The following is a 23,209-nucleotide window of genomic DNA, read 5'->3' as shown; positions in this document are numbered from 1 at the left end:
CCGAGGCGGGCCCCGCTCGTCAGCCCGCGAGCTCACCGGGCAGCGTGAACCAGCGCAGGTGCTCGAAGTCGTCGGTCGGCGCGCGGTCCCGGACCCGCCCGGTCGGCCCGGCGGCGGCGAGGATCGCTCGCGCCGCCTCGATGTACCCGGCGAGGTCCTCCTCGTCGGCGTACACGCGGTGGGGCCGGTGCGACATGCCCTCGGGCCCGTAGCTGATGTCGCGCAAGCTCAAGGGCTCTGCGTCGCCGCCAACTCGGTGGCGCCACAGCCCCGTCTTGGGACAAAAATCGTAGGCGTCGAGCAGCCGCCAGCCCTCGCGCGCGACGATGTGCACGGCCTCGAGGATGAACTCGAACACGGCCTCGGAGATGAAGTAGTTGAAGTTCACCCGGACCCAACCGGGCTTGATGCCCTCGCAGCCCCGGCCGATCTCGCGCTCGAACTCGAGCGAGGTCTCGAGATCGATGCCGAGCAGGCGGTGGCCGTAGGGCCCCGCGCACGAGCAGCCGCCGCGGGACTGGATGCCGAACAGGTCGTTGAGCAGCCCGACCACGTAGTTGTGATGGAGGTAGCGCTGACCGTGGCGGATCACGAAGGAGACGATCGACAGGCGCTCGGCCTCGCGGTTGCCGAGGATCTCGATCGCGGGGTTTGTTGACCACGACTCGATCGCGCGATCGATGAACGAGCGCTCGCGCTCGCGGATCACCTCGACGCCGACGGCCCGCTTGAGCTGAAACACGAGCCCCGCGCGGATCGACTCGACGATCGCCGGGGTCCCGCCCTCTTCGCGGTGCTCGGGGTCGTCGAAGTAGCGGTGCTCGGTCGCGTTGACGTACCAGACCGTGCCGCCGCCGGGCACGGTCGGGATCGTGTTGGTGCACAGGTCCTTGCGGACCACGAGCAAGCCCGGCGTCCCGGGCCCGCCGATGAACTTGTGCGGCGAGATGAAGATCGCGTCCTTGTAAGACAGGTGCCCGTCGGGCCCGTCGTCGAGCGGGCCCATCGAGATGTTGACGTAGGGGGCCGCGGCCGCGCAGTCCCAAAACGAGAGCGCGCCGTGGCGGTGGAGCGTGATCGCGATCCCGCGGGTGTCGCTGACGATCCCGGTCACGTTGGAGGCCGCGGAGAACGAGCCGATCTTGATGGTGCGCTCGGCGTAGTGCTCGAGCGCGCGCTCGAGCTCGGCGAGATCGATCGCGCCCTGGTCGTCCTCGCGGATGACCACGACCTCGCAGATCGACTCGCGCCAGGGCAGCTCGTTGGAGTGGTGCTCGTAAGGTCCGATGAACACGACCGGGCGCTCGCGCTCGGGGATGTGGTCTGCGAGCTTGTAGCGCTGGTCGAGATCGTGGGGGATCCGGCAGTTGAGGATGCCGATCAGCCGGTCGATCGCGCCGGTCGAGCCCGAGCCCGCGAAGATCACCGAGTGCTCGTCGGTCGCGCCGACGGCCTCGCGGATGATGCTGCGCGCGTCCTCGCGAAAGCGCGTGGTCTGAAGCCCGGTCCCCGAGCTCTCGGTGTGGGTGTTGGCGTAGAGCGGGAGCACGGCCTCGCGGATGAAGTCCTCGATGAACGAGAGCGAGCGACCCGAGGCCGTGTAGTCGGCGTAGGTGACCAGGCGCGGTCCGTAGGGACCGACGACGGCCTCACGACCTCCGATGACCGAAGCGCGAACGAGATCGATGAGCGAGGGGTCAGACATCAGCCGACCCAGCTTACGCTGGCGATCAACCCGGGAGCCAGCCCACGTAGACGTCCTCGACGGTCCACGAGTCGACGACGACCGGCTCGAGGCCCTCGCCCTCGAACGTGACATTGGTCAACTCGAGCGTGGCATCGGCTGGCATCGCCCAGGGCTCGGCCATGCCCTGGGGCACGACCGTGAGCGTGACCGTCCCGCTGACGGCGGTCCACTCGTGCTCGATCTGCGGGCCGTCCCCGGTGTCGTTGCAGCCGTCGTCGAGCAGGGTGCCGATCGCCGCGCGGAGGTTGACGTCGGGGCTCGGGAGCACGCTCTCGCGGATCTGGGTCTCGCCCATCTCGTGAGCGGTCGCCGCGAGCTCGGAGCCGTTGAACAGGAGGCCGACGGTCCCCTCGTCATTGGTCACGGCGATGTAGACGTCGCCGCACCCACCCGCGTTGGTCAGCGACGCGGGGAAGTCCTCGGGCAGCGCGGGGCTGCCGGGGTCGCCGTCTCCGTCTCCGTCTCCGTCTCCGGGCGCGGTGCTGCCCGTGTCGCCGTCGCCGTCGCCGTCACCCGTCTCGCTTCCGTCGCCCGTCTCGGTCCCGTCGCCGTCGCCCGTCTCGCTTCCGTCGCCGTCGCCGTCTCCGCTGCTGTCTCCGTCTGCGCTGGTGCCTCCGGATCCGTCATCCGTACAGCCGACCGCGGCGGGGAGGCCGAGGGTCAAGACACAAGCCAGGCTCAGGGATTTGTAGGTCAATCGCATGGCCCGAGCGTAGCAGCCCGCGGCGACGAACGCCCGGGCCGCCGACGCTCGGAGCGCCCGGGCCGTGCTAGCTTCGAAGGCGATGGCCGAGCCCCAGCCACGCCGCACGAGCTACGCCGAGTACCTCGAGGCCGAGGAGGCCAGCGAGCTCAAGCACGAGTACCTGCGCGGCGAGGTCTTCGCCATGGCCGGCGGCACGCCCGAGCACGCGAGGCTCGCCTCGGCGGTCTTGCTCACGCTCGGCGCTGCGCTGCGCGGACGGTCGTGCAACGTCTACGGCTCCGATCTGCGCGTGCGGATCGAGGCCACGGATCTGAGCACCTACCCCGACATCGTGGTGATCTGCGGCTCGCTCGAGACCGCGGAGTCCGACCCCAACGCGGCCACCAACCCGCTGTTGATCGTCGAGGTCCTCTCGGACTCGACCGAGGCCTACGACCGCGGAGAGAAGTTCGCCCACTACCGACGGATCCCCGGCCTCCGCGAGTACCTGCTCGTGTCTCAGCAGAGCCAGCGCCTCGAGTCGCAATTCAAGAACGCGGCCGGCGAGTGGGTCCTGCGCGAGGCTGGGCCCGGCGAGGTCCTCGAGCTGCGCGCGCTCGAGGGCGTGCGGATCGAGACCGACCTCATCTATCACGATCCGCTCGCGGCCAGCGCCAGCTGAGCCCGGCTCACTTGGGCCCGGTCGCGTTGGGCTTGACCGTGAACAGCACGTCGGAGGTCCCGACATAGGGCAGGCCCGGGCGGGGGACCACGTCCGACCCCTCGACGGGGATCATCTCCCAGCGCATCAGGCCCGCTTTGGTCGAGGCCAGGAACAGGTAGCGCGGGTCGTCGAGCGAACGTGGAAAGGTGAAGCGCACCCGGGTCGGGTCCCCCGCGTCGTCGAGCACGACCTCGATGTCCACGCTCGGATAGTCGAACTTGGAGCCGCTCGGGAGCTTGTGATCTTCGCGGCGGAAGAACAGCTCGCCCGCGGTCCGCAGCCACGCGCCGCGGATCGCCGCGAGCTCGAGGACCTTGTCGCTCGGACGAAACACCCAGATCGCGTAGTCGCCCCCGAGCGCGAGCGAGCGCCAGCTCGCGGGCGTCGGCATCCCGTTGGCGTGGAGCACGAAGGGCCCGTACATGCCGACGGACTGGCTCGGGCCGTTCATCACGAACACGTCGCGGCCGGCGAGCTCCTGATCGAGCAGGTCGCCCTCGGTGAAGGCCGCGGCGTTGGCCGCCTGCATCGCGTCGAGGTGCACGAGGTAGCGGTGCGTCCAGCGTAGATCCGTGACGGTGTTGAGCCACAGCATCGTCAGCGCGAAGGGCAAGAGCAGCGCGCCGAGCACCCGCGCGCGCGACCTGGCGACCCCAAGCTGACGGCCGAGCAGCAAGCGCGCGCAGCCAACCACGATCAGGGCCACGGCCACGCACGCGCCGAGCTGGGTGATGACCAGCAGGCGCGAGTGGGCGGGCGCGACCGAGACCGGCAGCAGGGTCAAGAAGCCGCCGAGCAGCATCGCGCGCAGGGTTCGGCGCTCGTCCTCGTCGAGCCCGAAGCGCGCGAGGGTCAGCGCGACGCCAGCGAGGCCGACCCCGAGCAGGCCGAACTTGGCGTGCGAGACGTGCAGCTCCATCGCCTCGGTGCTCGGCCAGCGCTCGTACCACCACGCCGCGGCCGGGTGACGAAACACGTAGATCGTCGCGCTGGGGATCGCCCACAGCGCCCCCGTCGCGAGCTTGGGGATCCGCAGCTTGGCCCACTTGAACCACCCGGCGGGCGCGTGGAGGGGGTCGGCGTAGACCTCGGCGGCGACGGTCCCGTAGCCGAGCAGCTTGTGGGTTGCGAGGTAGGCGAGGGTCGCGACCAGCGCGGGGATCAGCGCGCGCGCGCGCACGCGCCAGCCGTCGCGGGCGAGCTCGGCCCCGCTCGCGCCGACGCACAGCTCCCACGCGAACACATAGCCGACGACCCCGAGCCCGTACTCGCCAGCCGCGAGGCTCAGCGCCACCAGCACGAGCTCGATCACCGGGCCCCCGCGGCGCAGCCACCCGGGCGTGTCGGGGTCGGGTCGGCGCCACTCGATGTGGACCCAGATCGCCGCGAACCCGAACACCGCGCAGACCAGCACGCAGCGGTTGGCCAGCCAGCCCAGCGGCGAGACGAACGCGGCCTCGCACGCGTAGAGGACGACAACCAAGGCCGCGGGCCAGCGCGCGAGCAGCCGCCGCGCGCACATCCCAAGCGCGACGACCGAGGCCCCGAACCACAGCAGCGAGTGCAGGTGCCACAGCCGGACCCGGCCAGGCGCGACGACGTGGTCGAGCCACAAGAGCAGGCTCGCCAGCGGTCGAAACACCGCGCCGTGAAAGCCGGGCTCGGTAAACCACGGGACCGTGCCCTGCTCGACGTGGGTGGGGATGCTGGCCCCGCGCCGAACGAAGGCGTAGAGGTCGAAGGGCGCGTAGCCCTCGCCGGGGTACAGGCCCTCGATCATCGCGTACTGCATGTAGTCGTCGCTCAGACGACCGATCGCGACGGCCGGCCAGCGCACGGCGATCGCGGCCAGGCTGAGCACGAGCAGGCCGAGCAGCCAGCGCCGACGCTCGGCGCGATCGAGGGGGGCGCGCGCGAGCATCCCGGCCTAGAAGCTATCGGGCAGGTCCCAGGTCGTCATCGGCATGTCGCCGATCTGGCTCTTCGCGGGCACCCACCACAGCTTGCCGTCGGGGCTCACGGTCACCCGACCGAGGTTGGGCATCACGTCGAAGTCGGTGATCTCGGCGGTGAAGGGGTTGACCGCGACGATCGACAGGTCCGAGAGCGAGGCGTAGACGAGGCCCGAGAAGCTGTCGTGGCTGAGGCTCGTGACCCCGACCTCGAGGTCGATGACCGGCGTGGCCTCGTTGAGCGCGGTGTTGAAGCGCAGCAGCTCGCCAGTGTCGAGGGCCACGAGCAGGTGGACCGAAGTCAGCGGCGCGGCGGCCGTGACCCGCGAGTCGAACATCATCAGGAACTCTTGAGTCTGCGCGTCGAGGTCGACGGTGTCGAAGTTGCCGTTTTGCTCGGAGTTGCCGACGTAGAGGCGCAGATCCTCGCCCCAGGTCAGGCCCATCGGCCCGGCATCGGCCGCGCTGTTGCCAAACGGACCGTCTTGGCCCTGGGTCGGGACCCCGGGCAGGACGATCGGCAGCGGGACCATGGCGTCCTCGATCAGCCGCGCGACGCCCTGGGGCGGATCGACGAAGCAGCCGCAGGTCGGGCAGCAGGTGTAGGTGATCGCAACCTCGCCGAGCATGTCGCCGCCGTCGGGGGTCGGCGAGCCCTCGGGCGCCAGGATGTCGCCGGCCAGCGGCGCCGGCGGATACTGAGGGTTGAGGGCCTTGAGGACCTTGACCTCGCCCATGTTGAGGTTGGCGACGCCGTCCCACTCGGTCAGGTTCGCGTCGGGGGTCATCCGCCGGACGTAGTCGGTGCCGCTGCGCAGGGTGACCATCCACGCGTTGCAGTCGTCGGCGAACTCGAGGTCGAAGATGTCGGTCGAGAACGGGCCGTTGAGCTCGTCGACGCTCGCGGTCTCGCACGGGACCGGGCGCGCGCACACGCAGGCGTCGCCCCAGCACTGGTCGCCCTCGCAGACCACGCTGCCGCAGGGCGCGACCGGGATGCAGGCGCCCTCGTCGTCGCAGACCGAGCCAGGGCCGCACTGAAACTCGCCGCAGGCGGTCGGGTCGCCGGCGAGGGTGCACGGGGCGTCGGGCTCGGCGCACTCGCCGGAGATCACGTCGCAGACGAGGTCGGGCTCGCAGACCTCCGGGTTGGTCTGGCAGAGCATGTCGCCGTCGCCGTCGCCGTCTCCGTCGCCGTCGCCATCCCCGTCGCCGTCTCCGTCGCCGTCGCCGTCGCCGGGATCACCGTCACCGTCGCCGCTCGCCATCGTCTCCCCGCTCTCGCTGGGGTCGCCGTCACCGTCTCCGTCACCGTCGCCATCGCCGTCGCCGGTCTCGGAGTTCGTCGTGGGGCCTCCGTCCGCGGTGCCATCGTCCGAGCACGCGAGGGTCAACACCGAGCTCAGGAGCAGGATCGTGGCGGCTGCGTGGCGCATGGGGCCACGCTAGACCGCCGACCCCGACGGCCGCAAGCGGCGCGTTCGAGGGGCTCAGCCGCGACTGAGCGCCCTCGGTACAGCCTCATCGAGCTCACGCAGGGCGGCGGCGAGCTGTTGGCGGCGCCCGCGGACGAGCGTGTTCAGAGCATCGAAGGCGGCGTGGATCTCGGCACCCACGGCGTAGAGCTCGACCCGCTCGCCGAGCTGCGCGAGCGCGCGGTCGGTGTCCTCGGCGGTCGCAACGAGCTCCGCCAGCCGCGGAGCTTCGGGGAGCTCCGGCACATTGTCGAAGGGAAAGCCCCCAAGCCGGACGTAGACATCGAGCACGGCGTGGTGCTCGTCGCGGAGCCGGTAGCGATCGAGCGCCGCGATCGTGCTCACTTCGCGCTGACCGAGCAAGTCGGCGAGCATGCGTCGTGGCAAGTCGAAGCTGGCGTCGCGCACGGCGTCGTAGCGCGCGCGCAGCTCGAGCAGCGCGGCCTCGGTCAGCTCGAGCATGGCGCCTACGGTGACAGTGGGCATGGCGTCCCGCCGCTCGAGCCGATCGAGCCGATGTTCACGCTCACACCGCCTTGGCGTTCCTGCGGCGACCGAAGATGTCCATGAGCCCGGTGACCAGCGCGATCACCAAAAACCCCCAGAACAAGATCTTGGCGACGGTCGCGGCCGTGGCCGCGAGCACGCCGAACCCCAGCACGCCCGCGATTATGGCGACGATGAAGAACAACAGCGCGTAATACAGCATCTCGATTTCTCCTTGGATTGGGTGGGTCTGATTCAGTGTTTGTGTTTGAGGTGGCGCAGGTGTCGACGACCAGCGCGCCATCTTCGTGGGCGTTCTGGGTCGCGTCGGCGCGCTCGTCCGCACACAGTGCGAGCTGCGTGCCAGACCCGAGGCACAACCCGCGCCAGGTAAATTCAGCGGAGCCCGCAGTGGCGCTCGAGCTCGGCGTTGAGCTCGGCGCCAAGCAAGATCGCCCACGCCGACGTGTACAGCCACAGGAGCAGCGCGATCACGTTGTCGAGCGCCTCCTGACCGGTACGAAGCTCGCTGGCGTGGAGCGAGTAGAGCGAGAACGCGGCCGAGAACAGCAGCCAGCACAGCGTCGCGACGACGGCCCCGAGCGAGACCCAGCGCCAGCGCGGCGCCGAGCGTGGCGGGCCCCACCGATAGAGCGCCGAGAGCCCGACGACGACGACCGCGAACAGAGCCGGCCAGCGCAGCAAGGTCAGCAGCCCCGCGACGTCCTCGCCGAGCGTGGACCCGGACAGCAGGTGCGGGAGGCCGATGAGCGCGAACGAGGTCAGCGCGAGGACCAGCGTGGCGACGACGAGAAAGCCCAGGCTCAGCAAGTTGGTGGCGAACAAGCCACGCCGCCGCCCCTCCTCGTAGGCGAGGCTGACCGCGGCGATCAGCGCCTTCATGCCCCGGTTGGCGCTCCACAGGCTCAAGGCGATCGCGCCGAGGGCCCGCAGGGTCAGCGAGGCCGGCGCCCGGGTCACGGCCCGCTCGAGCAGGCCCTGGATCAGTTGCCGTCCACCGCCGGAGGGCACGATCGCAAAGGTTGGCTCGAGCAGGGCGGCGACGTCGGCGGGCGACGCGAACAGGCCGTAGATCGAGACCAGCGCGACGAAGGCCGGACCGATCGCCAGCATGGCGTAGAAGGTCACACCGGCCGCGACGATGTCGAGGTTGTCGGCGCGGATCTGCTGGCGAACCCGAACGAGCACCGCCCGCCAGCCCTGCCAGCCGATCTCGCGCACGCGCTTCGGCTCGCGTCCTTCCACCTCGAGATCAGTGTGGTGAGCTCCCGAGCGACTCGTCAAGACCCCGACGCCGACCGCCCGAGGTGGGCGAAATCCCGCGTGGACGCGAGAAATGCCACCGCTCCACGACGCCGGTCGCGCTCAGAGCTTCTCTTCGTAGAACCCGTCGAAGATGTGTCCGTACTTGCTGTTGACGACCTTGCGCTTGACCGAGAGCTTCGCGGTCAGCTCGCCGGTCTCGATCGAGAACTCCTGAGTGAGGATCTCGTACTTCTTGATCGTCTCGTAGCTGGCGAGCTCGCTGTTGGACTCGCTGACCAGGCGCGCGACCTCGGCCTCGACCTTGGGGTGCTTGCACAGCTCCTCGTAGCTGCCCGAGATCCCCTGATCCTGGGCGAAGGCCGCGAGCTGGTCGGCGTCGAGGGTGATCAGGCCCGAGATGAATTTGCGCCGATCCCCGTGGACGACACACTGCGAGATCAACCCGTGGGTCTTGACCAGGTTCTCGATCCGCTGGGGCGCGATGTTCTTGCCGCCCGCCGTGATGATCAGGTCTTTCTTGCGATCGGTGATCCGGATCGCCTGGGTCTGCGGGTCGATCTCGCCGATGTCGCCGCTGTGCAGCCAGCCGTCTTCGTCGAGGGTCTCCTGGCTCGCCTCGGGGTTGCGCCAGTACTCGCGCATGACCCCGGGCCCGCGGATCAGGATCTCGCCGTCGTCGGCGATCTTGATCTCGGTCCCGGGCACGGCCGGGCCGACGGTCCCGATGTGGTTGTTGTGGGGCAGGTTGATCGCGGTCGCGGCCGCGGTCTCGGTCATGCCGTAGCCCTCGAGCACGACGATCCCGGCGTCGCGGAAGAACCACGCGATCCGCTTCGACAGCGGCGCGCCGCCGGAGATCATCACCCGCATCCGGCCGCCGAGGATCTCCATGACGCCCTCGTTGACCTTGGCGAACACGAGCTTCTTGAGCAGCCCAAACTCGGCGCTCTCGATCAAACCGAGCTTTCCGCCCCGCTCCTCGAGCTCGCCGTTCTTGACCGACAGCTCCATCGCCTTGGCGAAGAGCTTGCCCTTCATGCCCTCGGCCGCGGTGCCCTTGTCGACGACCGCGGCGTAAAATTTCTCGAACACCCGGGGGACCCCGGCCATCAGCGTTGGCCGGACCTCGCCGAGGTTCGGCTTGATCGTGTTCATGCTCTCGGCGAAGGCGAGCACGTGGCCAGTGCCGAGCCACGCGACCTCGAGGACCTTGGCGAACACGTGGGCCATGGGCAGGAACAACAGCTGCACGTCGTCTTGGCGGACGACGTCGGTATCGGCCACGACCTTGGCCTCGTAGAGCATGTTGCCGTGGGTCAGCACGACCCCCTTGGGCCGCCCGGTCGTCCCCGAGGTGTAGATGATCGTCAGGAGCGAGTCGGGATCGAGGGTCTCGCCGCGGGCCTCGAGGTCCTCGTCGCTGACCGACTCGCCGGCCGCGAGGAACTCGTCGATGCCCGTGACCCAGTCGTCGCTGCGCGTCTCGCCCTGCATCTGGACCACGCGGACAACCTCGCCGAGCTTGTCGCGCTGCTCGAGGAACTTGTCGACCTGGTCGCCGTTCTCGGCGAACACCAGGCGCGCGCCGCTGTGCTCGGTCACGTACTGGCACTCGTCGGGCAGGTTCGAGGGGTAGATCGGCACGGTCACCGCCCCCGCGGCCAGGATCCCGAGGTCGAGGACGATCCACTCGTAGCTCGTCGCGGCGATCACGTTGACGCGCTCGCCCGCCTCGATGCCCGCGGCGATCAGCGCCTTGCCGACCGCGTGCGCGTCCTCCCACAACTTCGCCCAGGTCACCGGCCCATACTTGCCGTCGGCCTTGACCAGACAGGCGGTGTCAGTGCCGCGGTTTTGAGCGTGATCGTGAAGTAGATCGAGGATCGAGTTTTTAGCCATGAGGGAGTTCTCGCGCGCCGTCAAAACGACGTGTACGAGGTATCTAGCGAGTTCTCGGAGGGTGTTCAAGTGTGGGCGCGCGAAGACCGGGGACCGACTTCGCGGATCCCGCGATCGGAATTTTGGGGGGTTAGGAAGCTCTGATCAGCCATTGCCCTGGTACACGACTCTGGTAGACCGGGAAGATGCGCAGTGGACTGACCCGAATTTCTTCCCTCTCTCTTCTCGTGCTCGCTGCCTCACCCGCTTGCGGTGGCGATGATGTGACCGACGGCGACACCCAAGCCGGGACCGCGAGCGAGACCGCCGATACCGAGACCGAGTCGGCCGAAGGCGAGTCGGCCGAGGGAGCCGCAGACACGACCGGGGACGGCGACGGCGACCCGGGTGACGGCGACGGCGACCCGGGTGACGGCGACGGCGATGGCGACGGAGACGGAGACGGTGATGGCGACGGCGACGGCGACGGAGACGGTGACGGAGACGGAGACGGCGACGGCGACGGCGACGGTGACGGTGACGGTGATGGTGATGGTGACGGAGACGGAGACGGAGACGGGGACGGCGACGGCGATGGCGACGGCGACGGCGACGGCGACCTCATCCTGCCCGCGTGGATCCTGAGCATCGACGAGGTCGACGCGACCACCGACCGCCTGATCCGGATCAGCGTCGACGACATGGACATCGGCACGGTCACCGAGATCTGCGCCGACATCATCCTGCCCGACAACATCCCGGAGACCACCAACTTCACCTCGCTGACCTTCAACCAGAACGTGATCTACGCGTCGGCCCAGGACAACTCGATCGGCGACACCTTGATGGTCATCGATCCTTGCACCTGCGAGGCGACCGAGGTCGGCAAGTACGGCTTCTCGAGCGTCAACGGCATCACCTCCAACGAGGCCCAGACGATGTTCGGCGTCGCCGTGACCCAAGACGTGATCATCGACATCGATCCGCTGGACGCGGGCTCCATGATCCTGCAGCCGCTCGACGCCAACTGGGGCTCGACGGGCCTGACCTGGTCGCAGCCGATGGACAACGTGCTCTACGGCATCAACGCGACCACCGACCGCCTCTACACCTTCGACGGCGACACCGCGATGGAGCTCGATCAGATCCAGCTCAACGGCAACTTCTCGTCGGTCGGCCTCGAGCTCCACCCGACCTTCGGGACGCTCTACGGCTGCGGGGTCTCGGGCCAGCAGCAGTCCCTGTACGAGGTCGACGTCGAGACCGGCGACGTCAACCTCCTCGCGGCCGACGTCTGGGACGCCAGCTGCGACAACATCGCCGCGCCCTTCGGTCCCGTCGACTGCATCCCGATGTGAGCGGCGACTGAGGCGGCTCGAGGAAGGCGCGGTCCGGGTCACAGCTCACAGCAGGTGACTCGGGCCGCCGCTTTCGATATACGAGGGTATGCGTCGGGTCTTGCTTGTCTCGTTGCCTCTGTCTGCGCTGATCCTGACCGGCTGTAGTGACCCGCCCTCGACCGAGGGCGGCGACGAGGGCGTGGGGTCCATCAGCACGACCCTCGAGACCGGCGACTCGGGCGACGGCGACGGCGACGGCGACCCGGGCGACGGCGACGGTGACGGCGACCCGGGCGACGGCGACGGCGACGGCGACGGCGACATCAAGTTCGACCTCGTCCCGCCCGACGACGGCGAGGGCGGAGGCGGGAGCCTGTGCTCGGACGACCTCAAGCAGGTCCTCGACGAGAACCACGTGGTGATCGAGAACTGCGAGCCCGGCACGGCCTGCTACGAGGGCGAGTGCATCGAGATGTGCGTGGCCGCGGGGCTCTCGAAGGGCTCGATCGGCTGCGAGTACTACGTCCCGACGCCGCCCTTTTACGCCAACCAAAGCGGCAATTCGACGACCTTCGACGGTTCGTGCCACGCGCTGATGATCGCCAACTCGTGGGACACCCCCGCCGAGCTCGAGCTCAGCTTCCTCGGCCAGGACTACGACTACGCCCAGTACGCGCGGATCCCCAACGGCATCGGCGGCAACGTGGTCTACGACCCGATCCCGCCCGACGGCCTGCCCCCGGGCCAGGTCGCGATCTTGTTCCTCTCGCACAACACCAACGCGGCCAACGGCGGCAACTCGCTGACCTGCCCGGTCCCGCCCGCGCTCGTCAACGCCGACGCGGTCGCGTTCGGGACCAGCTCCTTCGAGGCCTGGGAGGTCGTCTCGGACACGCCCGTGACCGTCTACGACATCCTGCCCTACGGCGGCGCGAGCACCTACCTGCCCTCGGCCTCGCTGCTCCAGCCGCGGACCGCGTGGGGCGAGAACTACGTGATCGCCAACCCCCACGCGACCTCGGGCTACGCGTGGATCCTGGCCGTCGCCCGCGAGGACAACACGACCGTCTCGATCAACGTCAGCCAGGCCGTCAACGCGGGCACGATCATGGCCCCGCCGGTCAACACCCCGACCGACTACGTGATCAACGCGGGCGAGACCCTCCAGTGGATGAACTCGCTGCACCTCGCCGGGAGCATCGTGCAATCCGACAAGCCGATCGGGATCTACTCGGGCAACACCTACCTGCGGGTCTCGACCATGGACGTCAACGGGGGCGGTCAGGACTCGGCCCACCAGCAGCTGCCGCACGTCCAGGCCCTCGCGAGCGAGTACGTCGGGCCCGGCATCCCCACGCGCAAGTCCAACATGCTGCCCGAGAGCGTGCTCTACCACATGGTCGGCATGGTCGACGGCACCGAGCTGAGCTACGACCCCGCGCCGCCGGCCGGGGCCCCGGCGGCGCTCGGGCTCGGCGAGGTCGTCGAGTTCCAGTCGACCGAGCTGTTCACGATCCGCTCGCAGGACGACGACCACCCGTTCTCGTTCACGCAGTACATGGCTGGCGCGATCAGCCCGCACCTCGGCGGTTGCCTCTCGCAGTGCACGGGCCTCGGCGACGAGGAGTGGATCAACCTCGTCGCGCCCGCCCAATACATGCGCCGCTACGTGTTCTTCGTCGATCCAACCTACGGAGTCAGCAGCCTCGCAATCGTGCGGACCCAGGGCACCAACGGCTTCGAGGACGTCGAGCTCGACTGCTACGGCGTCGTCGACGGGTGGATGCCGGTCGGCAACGAGGGCCTCTACGAGGTCGCGCACATCGATCTGTACCGCGGCGGGGTCGGGCAGTGCGCCCAGAGCCAGCAAGAGGCGTGGAGCGTCGCGCCCTTTGGGATCATCGTGTGGGGCGTCGACCACTACGCGAGCTACGGCTACCCGGCCGGGGGCAACGCGCGGACGATCAACGACCTGGTCGTGCCGGTCGGCTGAGCGTCAACCGTGGCCTCACGCTCACGCCCTCGCCCCTACGGCCCCGCGGACCGGGTCGGCTTCGCTATCGACGAGGTCCTGATCGAGCTCGAAGATCAGCTGCTCGAGCGCCTCGCCGCGCGCGGCTGCGAGCTCCGCCCTGCGCCGCCATGGTGGCGGCCCTTTGTCGGGGACCTCCACCACCGGATCGACCTGCGCTTCGACCGAGCTGGGGTGCTCGTCGAAGCCCGCAACGTCCCGCGCAAGGGCCCGCAGACGGCCGCGCTGCCGCCTCCGATGAAACGCCAGGTCGACGAGGCGATCGCCGCGACCCTCGCCGAGGCGCTCGGCGAGGTGTTCGAGGGTGCGCCTCGTGACGTGAGGGTCTCGCTCTACCTGCCGCTGCGCCCGCAAAGGCGCGCGCGGGGCTGAAGCGACGGCGGTCGACGCTCAGGGCCCGTGCGCGGCGTCGTCGGGCTCGGTCACGCTCGGGGCCAAAAACAGCACCGCGGCCATCGCGAGGTAGCCGAGCGCCCACCCGAGCCGGTCGGGGTGGTCCCAGGGCGCGAACACGTCGAGCACGGTGTCGCCCATCGTCCAGCGGTAGCCGTGCATCAGGCCCACGGCCGACAGCACCGCCGCCGCCAGCAGCCACAGCCCCGCGACGGTGAACTTGCGCTCGATGATCAACACCGTCGCGGTTGCGAGGATCATCGCCGTGAAGATGAAGCCCTGCTCGAGCGCGAAGGCGCCGTCGATCCAGGTGTCGCTGCCCTGAAACGCGGCCACGAGGCCCTCTTCGAAGGGCCGGTCGGGGTTGCCCATGCCCGCGGCCCGGAGCCCGTTCTTGGCCATGACCGCGCCCCAGGCCGCGACGCCCGGGAGGATCCCGATCACGACCGCGGGCGCGTGGGCCTTGGGCGTGACCTGAAAGGCCTGGGCCGTGATGACCACGCCGATCCACAAGACGATCGCCATGCCCGCGTCGACCGGCACGACCCAGGTGATCCAGGCGAGGGTGCCCGTGAGGCACACGATCGTGACGAACACCGCGTTGAGGACCGAGTAGCCCGCGCGCGCGCCCATCGCCTTCCAGCCCGGGTGGCCGATGTAGATCGTGGTCGGGAAGCACGAGCCGAACAGCGCGGCGACGATGCTGCCGCCGCCGTTGACGGCCAGCGAGGGGACGACCGGGAAGCCGTCGCCCGCGGCCTCGGCCGACTCGAGGTTTTGCAGGCTGCCGACCACGTTGAACAGCCCCATCGGGACGATGACCGCGAAGTAGGCCGCGAGCATCCCGGGCTCCGACAGGGCCGCGAGCACGTCGCCGATGACCGGGACCGGCAGCATCAGGCCCGCGCTCCCGGTCGGCGCCTCGCCAGCGGGCGCGAGGCCGATCGCCCACGCGAGCGCCGTACCAACTGCGACGGCGACGAAGCCACCGGGCAGCCCGCCCTTGAACTTCACGCGGCCGAAGTAGACCAGCAACACGACCGCGAGCGTCGACAGCCCGACGATCGGGTGGGCGAAGGTTCGAAACAAGAACCCGAGCGAGATGAAGCCCAGCGCGATCCCGGCCAGGGTCGAGAGCAACGCCGCGCGCGGGGTGATGCGCCGGAGCTTCTCGGCCACGAACGAGCCGCCGAGCTCGATCATGCCGGACCCGAGACACGCCAGCAGCCCGGCCTGCCAGGCCACCCGGGCAGGGTCGGCCGCGCCAGCAGCCTCGGCGGCGAGCTTGGCCGGGAGCATGACCAGGAACACGTGCGCGAACAGGGACACGGTGTTGATGCCGTAGGGCAGCGCGCACACATCATCGCGCCCGGTCTCCCTGGCCAGCTTGAGGGCCTGGCGGGCGTAAAAGATGTTGCCGACGACGAGCGAGATCGCGGCGCCGGGCAAGATCGTGCCGCGCACGAGCTCGTCAGAGAAGCCGAGGATGTAGGGCGAGCGACACAGCGCGTCGATCAGGAGCAGCTGGACCAGGTTGTCGAGCGCGAGCCCGAAGAAGCCGTCTACATCACCGCGTACGAAGGGGCGCACGATCGGCGGATACCACGAACAACCGCCGGGCGGGAGGCGCTATGATGGGGCGAACACAGCGATGCGTAGCTCCCATTCAACTCCGCGCCCACCGACTGAGCTCGCGCTCGTGTGCCTCGCGAGCGGCTGCACGACGCCCACCCCGGCCTTTGACGGCGGGGGCGAGACGCAGGCCGAGGCTGAGACAGGCGGCGATGGCGAGGGGGACAGCGGCGACGGCGACGGCGACGGCGACCTGCGCGGCCATGCTGCCCCTTTACTGCTTCGAGCAGTGAGCAACCACGAAGATCCACGACCGTGACTGACTTCGAGGCCCTCCCCTCCCCCGTTCTGCACTCGGTCGCCGCGCTCGACGGCTGGCTGCTGCGGGTCTGGGACTTCTCCCCCGCCCCGATCCGCGAGGGTCGCGAGGGCCGAGACGGCCCCGGCATCGAGGAGCGACGGACGGTCGGGGTCATCGTCGCCGGCCACGCGATGATGGCCGACAGCCGCACGCTGTGCCGACCCGAGCGCGCGACGATCGTCTCGGTCCTGGTCGCCGCCGGGTTCCGGGTCTTGGTCCCGGACCTCCGCGGTCACGGCGAGAGCGGGCCCCCAGCCAGCCGCGGCGGCGACTGGAACATGGACGACCTCGTCGGCGACGTCGGCCACTACGTCGACCTCGCGCGCTCGCTCGAGCCCGAGCTGCCGGTCATGCTCCTCGGCCACAGCGTCTTCGCCCACGCCGCGCTGGCCTGGCTCGGGCAGAACCCCGACCCCAGCGTCCGCGCGCTCGTGGCCATGAGCTGCGCGATCTGGAACCGCCGCTTCGAGCCGCTGCGCTGGCGCTGGTGGCTCAAGCGCCTGCTGATTTGGCCCACGGTGCTGATCACCGAGCTGGTCGGCTACATGCCCGCGCGCCTCCTTCGGCTCGGCTCGGCCGACGAGGCCCGCAGCTTCTGGCGGCAGTTTCACGGGTTCATGCGGCGAGATCGCTGGGACTCGAAGGACGGCAAGATCGACTACTTCGCCAACCTCGAGCACATCCGCGCGCCCGTGCTCCACGTGATGTCCGAGGGCGATCGCCTCTACGCTCCGCCGACCACCTGCGCCCGGCTCAGCGCGCCGATCAACCACCGCGAGCTGCTGGTCCTCGGCCGCGACGACGCCCCCGGCGATCTCGCCCGGCTCCGGCCCGACCACATGGGCATGGTCACCAGCGCGAAGTCCAAGCTCGCGTGGCACTGGGTCGCCGGCTGGCTGCGGCGCAAGCTCGGCGTCGCGGATTGACGTCCTTCAGCTCGAGCTGTTCGAGACGCTCATTCAGGCCCTTCGGAGCCAGGGCCGGCCGGTCTGAGACAAGGACACCACCTACCCGAGCCACTGCGCGAGCCAAACGTCCGCGTCGGGGAACGAGGATCCGCGCACGCTCGCGGCGAAGCGGTCGAGGTCCAGAGGCACGCGGCGCAGATCCACCGACACCACGGCGTCCGCCCCGGTCACGACGCCGTACTCGCACCACGGCAGGAGCTTGGGCGGGGCGCCGCCCTCGAAGGGCCGGGCGAAGGGCATGCCGACGCTGCCGACGTTGACGATCACCCGCGCGTCGAGCCGCCGAAGCAGCTGCACATGCGTGTGGCCGCCGACCATCACGTCGAGCTCGTGGCCGGCGAGCCAGCCGTCGAGGGTCGCGCGGGGCGTCGAGGCGAGGATCTGATCGGTGTCACTGCGCGGCGAGCCGTGGACACACAGCACCCGGACGCCGTCGAGGTCGAGGGTCAGCTGCTCGGGCAGCTCGGCGAGCTCGCGCAAGATCGCGTCGTCGAGCTGCGCGCGGGTCCAGGCCTCGATCGCGCGCAGACTCGGGTGCGGCGGGTGCTCGTCGAGGGTGTCGTGGTTGCCGCGGATGCAGCGAACCCCGCGCTCGTGGAGGCGCTCGAGCAGCTCGACGGGCTGGGGCCCGAGATCGACGATGTCGCCGAGGCAGATGATCTCGTCGACGCCGAGGCGGTCGATGTCCGCGAGGACCCCATCGAGGGCGACGAGGTTGGCGTGCAGATCCGAGATGAAGGCGACCCGCCTCATGGACCCCAGGCTACACCCTGGGCGGCGGGGCGCGACAGCACCCCCCGAGCTCGCGGTGCTCGCGTTGCTACGATCCGCGCGAGCTCGATCGCCGCCGCGCTCGGGTCATGCGGAGTCGGCTGTTTGGCGACAAAGCCCTCGGCGAAAAGGCCAAGCGAGGCGGCGCGAGGCATTGCACCCCGGGCTCCTAGGAGCCGAGATCGATGCGCTCGTAGAATCCGCGGAGGCGGGTCGCCAGCTCCGCGCGGGCGCGCTCGCCCTCGCCCGCCTCGATCAGCTCGAGCAGGACCGTGTGATCTTCGCGGGCCTGCCGGATGAACGCGGTCGGGTCGTCGAGCTGCGCGAGCGCGCGCGACAAGAAGTGCTTGATCGTCTCGTGGAGGGCGTCGAACACCAGCAGATACGCGGCGTTGCCCGAAGCCTCGACCAGGGTCCGATGCATGGACAGGAGGACCTGGCCGAATTCGCTGAGCCCGACTCCTCGCCGATGCAAGTGGTCGAGCTGCTCGCGCGCCGTGGCCAACAGCTCGGGATCGCGGCGCCGCGCGGCCTCGACGAAGGCGTCGCCCTCGAGCATCACGCGCAGCTGGACCAGATCGGCGAGCGGGACGCGGTGGAGGCGGAGCAGGGCCTCCATCGCCGCCGACGCGCTCGGTAGCGCGCCAGCAGCCGTCACCCGCGGGCGCCGAGTCGAGACCGACTGGCCCCCGGTGACCAGGCCCTGGGCCTGAAGCATGCGGACGGCCTCGCGCACGGTCGGGCGGCTGACCCCGAGCCGCTCCGCGAGGGCGTTCTCGCTCGGCAGCTCCGTGTCGAGCGCGAGCTCGCCAGCCAAGATTGCCTCGCGCAGCCTGTCGGCCACGGTGGTGCACAGTGGCGCCCGGGTCGCAAGCTCGGCGGCGAGACCGAGATCGGGGAAGTCTCCCACTCAAACCGGATGCCAGAGCCAAACTTGTCTGTCAAGTTGACAAGCAGTTAGGTTGTCTGTCAAGTAGACAATCTACAGGTCCGCATGTCTGCGCTCTTTCGCTACTTTTGGCGTCCAATCTCGCTCCTGACCCTTCTCGGCGCGGTTCCAGTCATGGCCCTCGCCAGCTGCTCGAGCGATCCGCAGTCGACCGACGCAAAAGCTGCGCCCGAGGTCGAGGTCGTCGTCGCCCGTTCGGTGTCCGTGCCGACGCGCTTCGACTTCATCGGCACGGTGGAAGCGGTCCAGCGCGTCGAGCTGCGCGCGCGGGTGCGCGGCTACATCACGGCGGTCAAATTCGAGGAGGGCGCGCTGCTCGAAGCCAACCAGGTCCTCTACGAGATCGACACCCGCCCCCTCGAGGCCGAGCAGCGGGCGGCGGCGGCCTCGGTCCGTCAAACCCAGGCTCGCCTGGAAGAGGCCCGGCTCAACCTCGCGCGCGAGGAGCAGCTGGTGGCCGCCAAGGTCAGCGCCCAGGCCGAGCTCGACGCGAGCCAGGCCGAGGTCGACGCGCTGGCCGCCGAGCTCAACTCGCAGCGCGCTCAGCTCCAGCAAGCCAAGCTCGACGTCGGCTACAGCAAGATCCGCGCGCCCTTCGCTGGCCGAGTCGGCGAGCGCCTGGTCGATGTCGGCGAGCTCGTCGGGGACACCGACACCACCTTGCTCGCCGTGGTCGTCCAAGAAGATCCGGTCTTCGTCCGCTTCGCGCCGAGCGAGCGCGAGCGTCGGCAGATGCTCGACGTCCTGCCCACGCTCGAGACGCCCAGCGCCGACGCTCCGGTCTCTGGCCACATCACGATGTCAGACGGCTCGGCCTACCCGCACGAGGGCCGGCTCGCGTTCGTCGACAACGTGTTCGACACCTCGACGCGGAGCATCATCTACAAGGCGGTCGTCGACAACCCCGACCGAACGCTCAAGCCCGGGGAGTCGGTGACCCAGACCCTCAACCTCCCGCCTTCGGACGAGGTCGTCGTCCCGCTGGTCGCGGTCGCCTCGGTCCAGGACATCGACTACGTCTACGTCGTCGATGACGAGGGCGTCGCTCACTACCGCGAGGTCGAGCTCGGGCCTGTCGTCAACGACGGCGAGCGGGTCATCGAAGTCGGCGTCGAGGTCGGCGACCGGATCATCGTCCGCGGGCTCCAAAACGTCGAAGATGGCGCGCTCGTGCGAGTGACCTCGACCAACGAGGGAGCGAGCGCCGCGTGAACGTGGTCAACTTCTTCATCGGCCGCCCGATCTTCGCGGCCGTCGTCGCGATCGTCACGACCTTGATCGGCCTGATCGCGCTGGTCGCCCTGCCCGTCGCCCAGTTCCCCCAGATCACCCCGCCCGCCGTGTCGATCTCGGCGACCTACGCGGGCGCGAGCGCCGAGGTCGTCGAGCAGTCGGTAGCGATCCCGCTCGAGCAACAGATCAACGGCGTCGAGGGCATGCGCTACATGTCGTCGACGAGCTCGAGCGACGGCTCGCTGACGATCAACATCACCTTCGAGCAGGGCTACGACCAGGACATCGCGGCCGTCGACGTCCAAAACCGGATCTCACTCGCGCAGCCCCGCCTGCCCGAAGAGGTCATCCGCCAGGGCATCACGGTCCGCAAGCAGTCGTCCGACCTGACCATGATCGTCGCGATCGCGTCCGAAGATGGCTCGCGCGACGAGGTCTTCCTCCACAACTACGCCGTCATCAACGTGATCGACGCGCTCAACCGGATCGAGGGCGTCAGCGAGGCGCGGATCTTCTCGCCGCGCGACTACTCGATGCGGGCCTGGCTCGACATCGACAAGCTCGCGCAGCACCAGCTCACACCGGCCGACGTCATCGCCGCGATCCGCGAGCAGAACGTCCAGGCCGCGGTCGGACGCGTCGGCGCGCCACCGACGAGCGACACGATGACCTTCGACTACGCGATCGTCGCCGAGGGTCGGCTCGACGACGAGACCGAGTTTGGCGACATCGTCGTCGCCCACGGTCAAGACGACGCCCTGGTTCGGCTCCGCGACGTGGCCAGGGTCGAGCTCGGCGCCGAGTCCTACACCGGCTTCAAGCGCGTCGACGGCATGCCCGTGGCCACCATTGGGATCTTCCAGCTGCCCGAGGCCAACGCGCTCGAGGTCGCCGACAAGGTCCGGGCCGAGGTCGATCGGCTGTCGGCGACCTTCCCCCCGGGCGTCTCGGCCTCGTGCCCGATCGATCCCACGCGCTTCGTCAGGGCCTCGATCTTCGAGGTCGTGCTGACCGTCATCGTCGCCGTCGTGCTCGTGGTCCTGGTGACCTTCGTGTTCCTCGGCACCTGGCAGACGACCCTCGTCCCCGTCGTCACGATCCCGGTCGCGCTGATCGGCGCGCTGGCGATCATCTGGGCCCTCGGCTTTTCGATCAACACGCTGACCTTGTTTGGCCTGGTCCTGGCCATCGGCATCGTCGTCGACGACGCGATCGTCGTCGTCGAGAACGTCGACCGCCTGACCCACGAAAACCACATCGTCGGTCGCCCGGCCGCACGACGCGCGATGAAGGACGTGACCGCGCCGGTCATCGCGACCTCGGTCGTGCTCATGGTCGTGTTCATCCCGGCCGCGTTTATCCCCGGGCTCTCCGGCCAGCTCTACCGCCAGTTCTCGCTGACGATCATCGCCGCGGTCTTGCTCTCGACGATCAACGCCCTGACCCTCTCGCCCGCGCTGTCGGCGGTGCTGCTGCGCAGGCCCCAGCCCGTGCGTGGCCTGCTGCTGCGCTTCTCGACCTGGCTTCAGCGTCGCAAGCTCGGCTACGAGCGGCTCTTGCGGGTCGCGCTGCGTCGACGAGGGCTGGTCGTGGCCTCGTTCGTCGCGCTCCTGTTCGGGACCTGGGCGGCGGCGACCTACGTGCCGCGCGGCTTCATCCCGACCGAGGATCAGGGCTACTTCATCGTCTCCGGGCGGATGCCGAGCGCGGCCTCGATCGACCGGACCAACGAGGTCGCCAAGCTGGCCGAGGCCAAACTCGCGGGCATCGAGGGCGTCGAGCACTACGTGTCGATCGGCGGGTTCGACATCCGCAGCGGCCGCCGCAGCGCGACCGACTCGTTCACGATCTTCGTCTCGCTCGACGAGTGGGACGAGCGAATCGAGGCCGGCCGCGGCATCGACACCATCGTGGCCGAGGCCACAGCCGAGCTCGGCGAGCTGTCCGACGCCGAGCTGACCGTGCTTCGCCCCCCGCCGATCCGGGGGCTCGGCACCACCGGAGGGTTCGAGTTCAAGGTCCTCGACCGCTCCGGCGGCGACTACGGCCAGCTCTTCGCGCTGACCGGGGAGCTGCTCGCGGAGATCGCTGCCCGGCCAGAGGTCGCCGGAGCCCGGACCAGCAGCGTCGCCCTGGTCCCGCAGATCCGGGTCGAGATCGACCGGACCCGCGCCGCGGCCTTCGACGTCGCGATCGACGACGTGCTCGAGACCCTCCAGTACTCCTTCGGCGCGTTCTACGTCAACGACTTCAACCGCTTTGGCCGCGTCTACCGGGTCATGGTCCAGGGCGAAGACGAGTACCGCGTCGACCAGGAGGACATCCGCGAGCTCTACGTCAAGAACGCCCACGGCGAGCTCGTCCGCCTCGACAACTTCGTGGTCGTGCATCGCGACCACGGCCCCGACGCGATCGAGCACTTCAACCTGTTTCGTTCGACGACCATCAACGGCGCAGCCGCGACGAGCTCGAGCTCCTCCGACGCGCTCACCACGGTCGAGCAGGCGATGCGCGACACGATGCCCGACAACATCGACGGCGCCTGGTCCGGGCTCGCCTACGAAGAGCGCGAGGCCTCGGGCTACACGGGCTACATCTTTGGCCTCGGGATCGTCGTGACCTTCCTGGTCCTCGCCGCGCTCTACGAGAGCTGGTCGCTGCCGCTGGTGATCATGCTCGGGGTCCCGCCTGCGATCCTCGGCGCGCTCGGGCTGATGTACCTGCGCGGGATCAACAACGACATCTACTGTCAGATCGGTCTGCTGCTGCTGATCGGCCTGGCCAGCAAGAACGCGATCCTCATCGTCGAGTTTGCCCGCGAGCTCGTGATCCAGGGCCGCTCGCTGGTCGACGCCGCGATCGAGGCGTCGACGCTGCGCCTGCGACCGATCTTGATGACCGCGATCTCCTTCGTCGCCGGGGTGCTCCCGCTCGCCTTTGCGACCGGAGCCGGCGCCGCGGCCCGGCAGTCCCTCGGCACCGCGGTGCTCGGTGGCATGGTCCTCACGACGATCCTGAGCCTGTTCTTGGTCCCGGTCTTGTTCGTGATCATCGGCTCGTTCACGAACTTCCAAACCGCCGACGACTAGCGGTCTTGGACCCCCACAGCCGTCAGCTACTCTGCCACGCACGGCCGCGAGCGGCCGGTCGCTGCGTCGCTCCGCTCCTTCGCTCGGTGGGCTGGTATGTGCTTCGCCCTCGTTTGCGTGGCCCCCTAAAAGGGGGCGGCCTTGGACCCCCACAGCCGTCAGCTACTCTGCCACGCACGGCCGCGAGCGGCCGGTCGCTGCGTCGCTCCGCTCCTTCGCTCGGTGGGCTGGTATGTGCTTCGCCCTCGTTTGCGTGGCCCCCTAAAA

At 69.3% G+C, this 23,209-nt stretch carries 19 protein-coding genes; 8 read left to right on the top strand and 11 right to left on the bottom strand.

Translation table 11 applies throughout. The features are described from left to right. Positions 1–19 precede the first annotated feature (19 nt). The gene (locus ENSA5_RS15540; RefSeq protein ID WP_106392445.1) at positions 20–1,705 is read right to left on the bottom strand and encodes an aminotransferase class V-fold PLP-dependent enzyme; all 1,686 of its coding nucleotides are present in this window, start codon (positions 1,703–1,705) and stop codon (positions 20–22) included. A 25-nt stretch (positions 1,706–1,730) separates the two neighbouring features. After that, the gene (locus tag ENSA5_RS37705) at positions 1,731–2,450 is read right to left on the bottom strand and encodes a hypothetical protein (RefSeq protein ID WP_181197784.1); all 720 of its coding nucleotides are present in this window, start codon (positions 2,448–2,450) and stop codon (positions 1,731–1,733) included. 82 nt (positions 2,451–2,532) lie between these two features. Between ENSA5_RS37705 and ENSA5_RS15530 the strand changes: the two genes are divergently transcribed. Then, a complete protein-coding gene (locus ENSA5_RS15530) occupies positions 2,533–3,114 on the top strand; it encodes a Uma2 family endonuclease (RefSeq protein WP_106392444.1) in 582 nt (193 codons plus the stop codon). Between the two features lie 7 nt (positions 3,115–3,121). Here ENSA5_RS15530 and ENSA5_RS15525 read toward each other — a convergent pair whose 3' ends face one another. From ENSA5_RS15525 to ENSA5_RS15495, 6 genes are all read right to left on the bottom strand, one after another. Continuing rightward, positions 3,122–5,077 (bottom strand): hypothetical protein, encoded by a 1,956-nt coding sequence (locus ENSA5_RS15525; protein WP_106392443.1) that lies wholly within the window; start codon positions 5,075–5,077, stop codon positions 3,122–3,124. A gap of 6 nt (positions 5,078–5,083) precedes the next feature. Then, on the bottom strand, positions 5,084–6,544 hold the full coding sequence (locus ENSA5_RS15520) for a hypothetical protein (protein ID WP_181197783.1): 1,461 nt from the start codon (positions 6,542–6,544) through the stop codon (positions 5,084–5,086). A 54-nt stretch (positions 6,545–6,598) separates the two neighbouring features. After that, the gene (locus ENSA5_RS15510; RefSeq protein WP_106392441.1) at positions 6,599–7,045 is read right to left on the bottom strand and encodes a hypothetical protein; all 447 of its coding nucleotides are present in this window, start codon (positions 7,043–7,045) and stop codon (positions 6,599–6,601) included. Between the two features lie 64 nt (positions 7,046–7,109). Beyond that, positions 7,110–7,292 (bottom strand): DUF1328 domain-containing protein, encoded by a 183-nt coding sequence (locus tag ENSA5_RS15505; protein ID WP_106392440.1) that lies wholly within the window; start codon positions 7,290–7,292, stop codon positions 7,110–7,112. Between the two features lie 173 nt (positions 7,293–7,465). Then, positions 7,466–8,335 carry a YihY/virulence factor BrkB family protein gene (locus ENSA5_RS15500; protein ID WP_106392439.1) on the bottom strand — a complete coding sequence of 290 codons (870 nt, stop codon included), beginning with the start codon at positions 8,333–8,335 and terminating at the stop codon, positions 7,466–7,468. A gap of 120 nt (positions 8,336–8,455) precedes the next feature. Continuing rightward, positions 8,456–10,255, bottom strand: a complete 1,800-nt coding sequence (locus tag ENSA5_RS15495; protein ID WP_106392454.1) for an AMP-dependent synthetase/ligase — start codon at positions 10,253–10,255, stop codon at positions 8,456–8,458. A 227-nt stretch (positions 10,256–10,482) separates the two neighbouring features. Here ENSA5_RS15495 and ENSA5_RS37700 point away from each other — a divergent pair, with 227 nt between their 5' ends. From ENSA5_RS37700 to ENSA5_RS15475, 3 genes are all read left to right on the top strand, one after another. Continuing rightward, positions 10,483–11,592, top strand: coding sequence for a hypothetical protein (locus tag ENSA5_RS37700; protein ID WP_181197782.1), 1,110 nt, complete (start codon positions 10,483–10,485; stop codon positions 11,590–11,592). Positions 11,593–11,704: 112 nt separating this feature from the next. Continuing rightward, the gene (locus tag ENSA5_RS15480) at positions 11,705–13,567 is read left to right on the top strand and encodes an IgGFc-binding protein (protein WP_181197781.1); all 1,863 of its coding nucleotides are present in this window, start codon (positions 11,705–11,707) and stop codon (positions 13,565–13,567) included. A gap of 9 nt (positions 13,568–13,576) precedes the next feature. Beyond that, positions 13,577–13,978, top strand: a complete 402-nt coding sequence (locus ENSA5_RS15475; protein WP_106392436.1) for a hypothetical protein — start codon at positions 13,577–13,579, stop codon at positions 13,976–13,978. A gap of 18 nt (positions 13,979–13,996) precedes the next feature. Here the strand turns inward: ENSA5_RS15475 and ENSA5_RS15470 are convergent, their stop codons facing one another. Continuing rightward, entirely contained in the window at positions 13,997–15,589 is a 1,593-nt protein-coding gene (locus ENSA5_RS15470; protein WP_106392435.1) for a permease, read from the bottom strand. Positions 15,590–15,698: 109 nt separating this feature from the next. On the opposite strand from ENSA5_RS15470, the gene ENSA5_RS36005 reads away from it, so the two are divergent. Together ENSA5_RS36005 and ENSA5_RS15465 are read left to right on the top strand one after the other, a co-directional pair. Then, positions 15,699–15,890 (top strand): hypothetical protein, encoded by a 192-nt coding sequence (locus ENSA5_RS36005; RefSeq protein ID WP_146155725.1) that lies wholly within the window; start codon positions 15,699–15,701, stop codon positions 15,888–15,890. Continuing rightward, positions 15,887–16,858 (top strand): alpha/beta fold hydrolase, encoded by a 972-nt coding sequence (locus ENSA5_RS15465; protein WP_106392434.1) that lies wholly within the window; start codon positions 15,887–15,889, stop codon positions 16,856–16,858. The genes ENSA5_RS36005 and ENSA5_RS15465 overlap by 4 nt, the downstream gene beginning before the upstream one ends. Positions 16,859–16,939: 81 nt before the next feature. Here the strand turns inward: ENSA5_RS15465 and ENSA5_RS15460 are convergent, their stop codons facing one another. Then, positions 16,940–17,653 carry a metallophosphoesterase family protein gene (locus ENSA5_RS15460; RefSeq protein ID WP_106392433.1) on the bottom strand — a complete coding sequence of 238 codons (714 nt, stop codon included), beginning with the start codon at positions 17,651–17,653 and terminating at the stop codon, positions 16,940–16,942. A gap of 187 nt (positions 17,654–17,840) precedes the next feature. Further along, entirely contained in the window at positions 17,841–18,581 is a 741-nt protein-coding gene (locus ENSA5_RS15455; RefSeq protein WP_106392432.1) for a FadR/GntR family transcriptional regulator, read from the bottom strand. Positions 18,582–18,665: 84 nt separating this feature from the next. Between ENSA5_RS15455 and ENSA5_RS15450 the strand changes: the two genes are divergently transcribed. Both ENSA5_RS15450 and ENSA5_RS15445 read left to right on the top strand, forming a co-directional pair. After that, complete coding sequence (locus ENSA5_RS15450) at positions 18,666–19,832, top strand: efflux RND transporter periplasmic adaptor subunit (protein WP_106392431.1); 1,167 nt, start codon at positions 18,666–18,668, stop codon at positions 19,830–19,832. After that, the gene (locus ENSA5_RS15445) at positions 19,829–22,942 is read left to right on the top strand and encodes an efflux RND transporter permease subunit (RefSeq protein WP_106392430.1); all 3,114 of its coding nucleotides are present in this window, start codon (positions 19,829–19,831) and stop codon (positions 22,940–22,942) included. Before ENSA5_RS15450 ends, ENSA5_RS15445 begins: the two co-directional genes overlap by 4 nt. Positions 22,943–23,209: the final 267 nt, after the last annotated feature.

Source organism: Enhygromyxa salina (assembly GCF_002994615.1).
GTDB lineage: Bacteria > Myxococcota_A > Polyangia > Nannocystales > Nannocystaceae > Plesiocystis > Plesiocystis salina_A.
The sequence above is the reverse complement of the archived record's forward strand: the minus strand, read 5'-3'. Positions and strand labels throughout refer to the sequence as shown.

Excerpts from the sequence above, each read along its gene's own strand:
- ENSA5_RS37705 (WP_181197784.1), bottom strand. The coding sequence starts at position 2,450 with ATGCGATTGACCTACAAATCCCTGAGCCTGGCTTGTGTCTTGACCCTC.
- ENSA5_RS15495 (WP_106392454.1), bottom strand. The coding sequence starts at position 10,255 with ATGGCTAAAAACTCGATCCTCGATCTACTTCACGATCACGCTCAAAAC.
- ENSA5_RS15450 (WP_106392431.1), top strand. The coding sequence starts at position 18,666 with ATGTCTGCGCTCTTTCGCTACTTTTGGCGTCCAATCTCGCTCCTGACC.
- ENSA5_RS15540 (WP_106392445.1), bottom strand. The coding sequence starts at position 1,705 with ATGTCTGACCCCTCGCTCATCGATCTCGTTCGCGCTTCGGTCATCGGA.
- ENSA5_RS15510 (WP_106392441.1), bottom strand. The coding sequence starts at position 7,045 with ATGCTCGAGCTGACCGAGGCCGCGCTGCTCGAGCTGCGCGCGCGCTAC.
- ENSA5_RS15460 (WP_106392433.1), bottom strand. The coding sequence starts at position 17,653 with ATGAGGCGGGTCGCCTTCATCTCGGATCTGCACGCCAACCTCGTCGCC.
- ENSA5_RS15530 (WP_106392444.1), top strand. The coding sequence starts at position 2,533 with ATGGCCGAGCCCCAGCCACGCCGCACGAGCTACGCCGAGTACCTCGAG.
- ENSA5_RS15525 (WP_106392443.1), bottom strand. The coding sequence starts at position 5,077 with ATGCTCGCGCGCGCCCCCCTCGATCGCGCCGAGCGTCGGCGCTGGCTG.
- ENSA5_RS15520 (WP_181197783.1), bottom strand. The coding sequence starts at position 6,544 with ATGCGCCACGCAGCCGCCACGATCCTGCTCCTGAGCTCGGTGTTGACC.
- ENSA5_RS15505 (WP_106392440.1), bottom strand. The coding sequence starts at position 7,292 with ATGCTGTATTACGCGCTGTTGTTCTTCATCGTCGCCATAATCGCGGGC.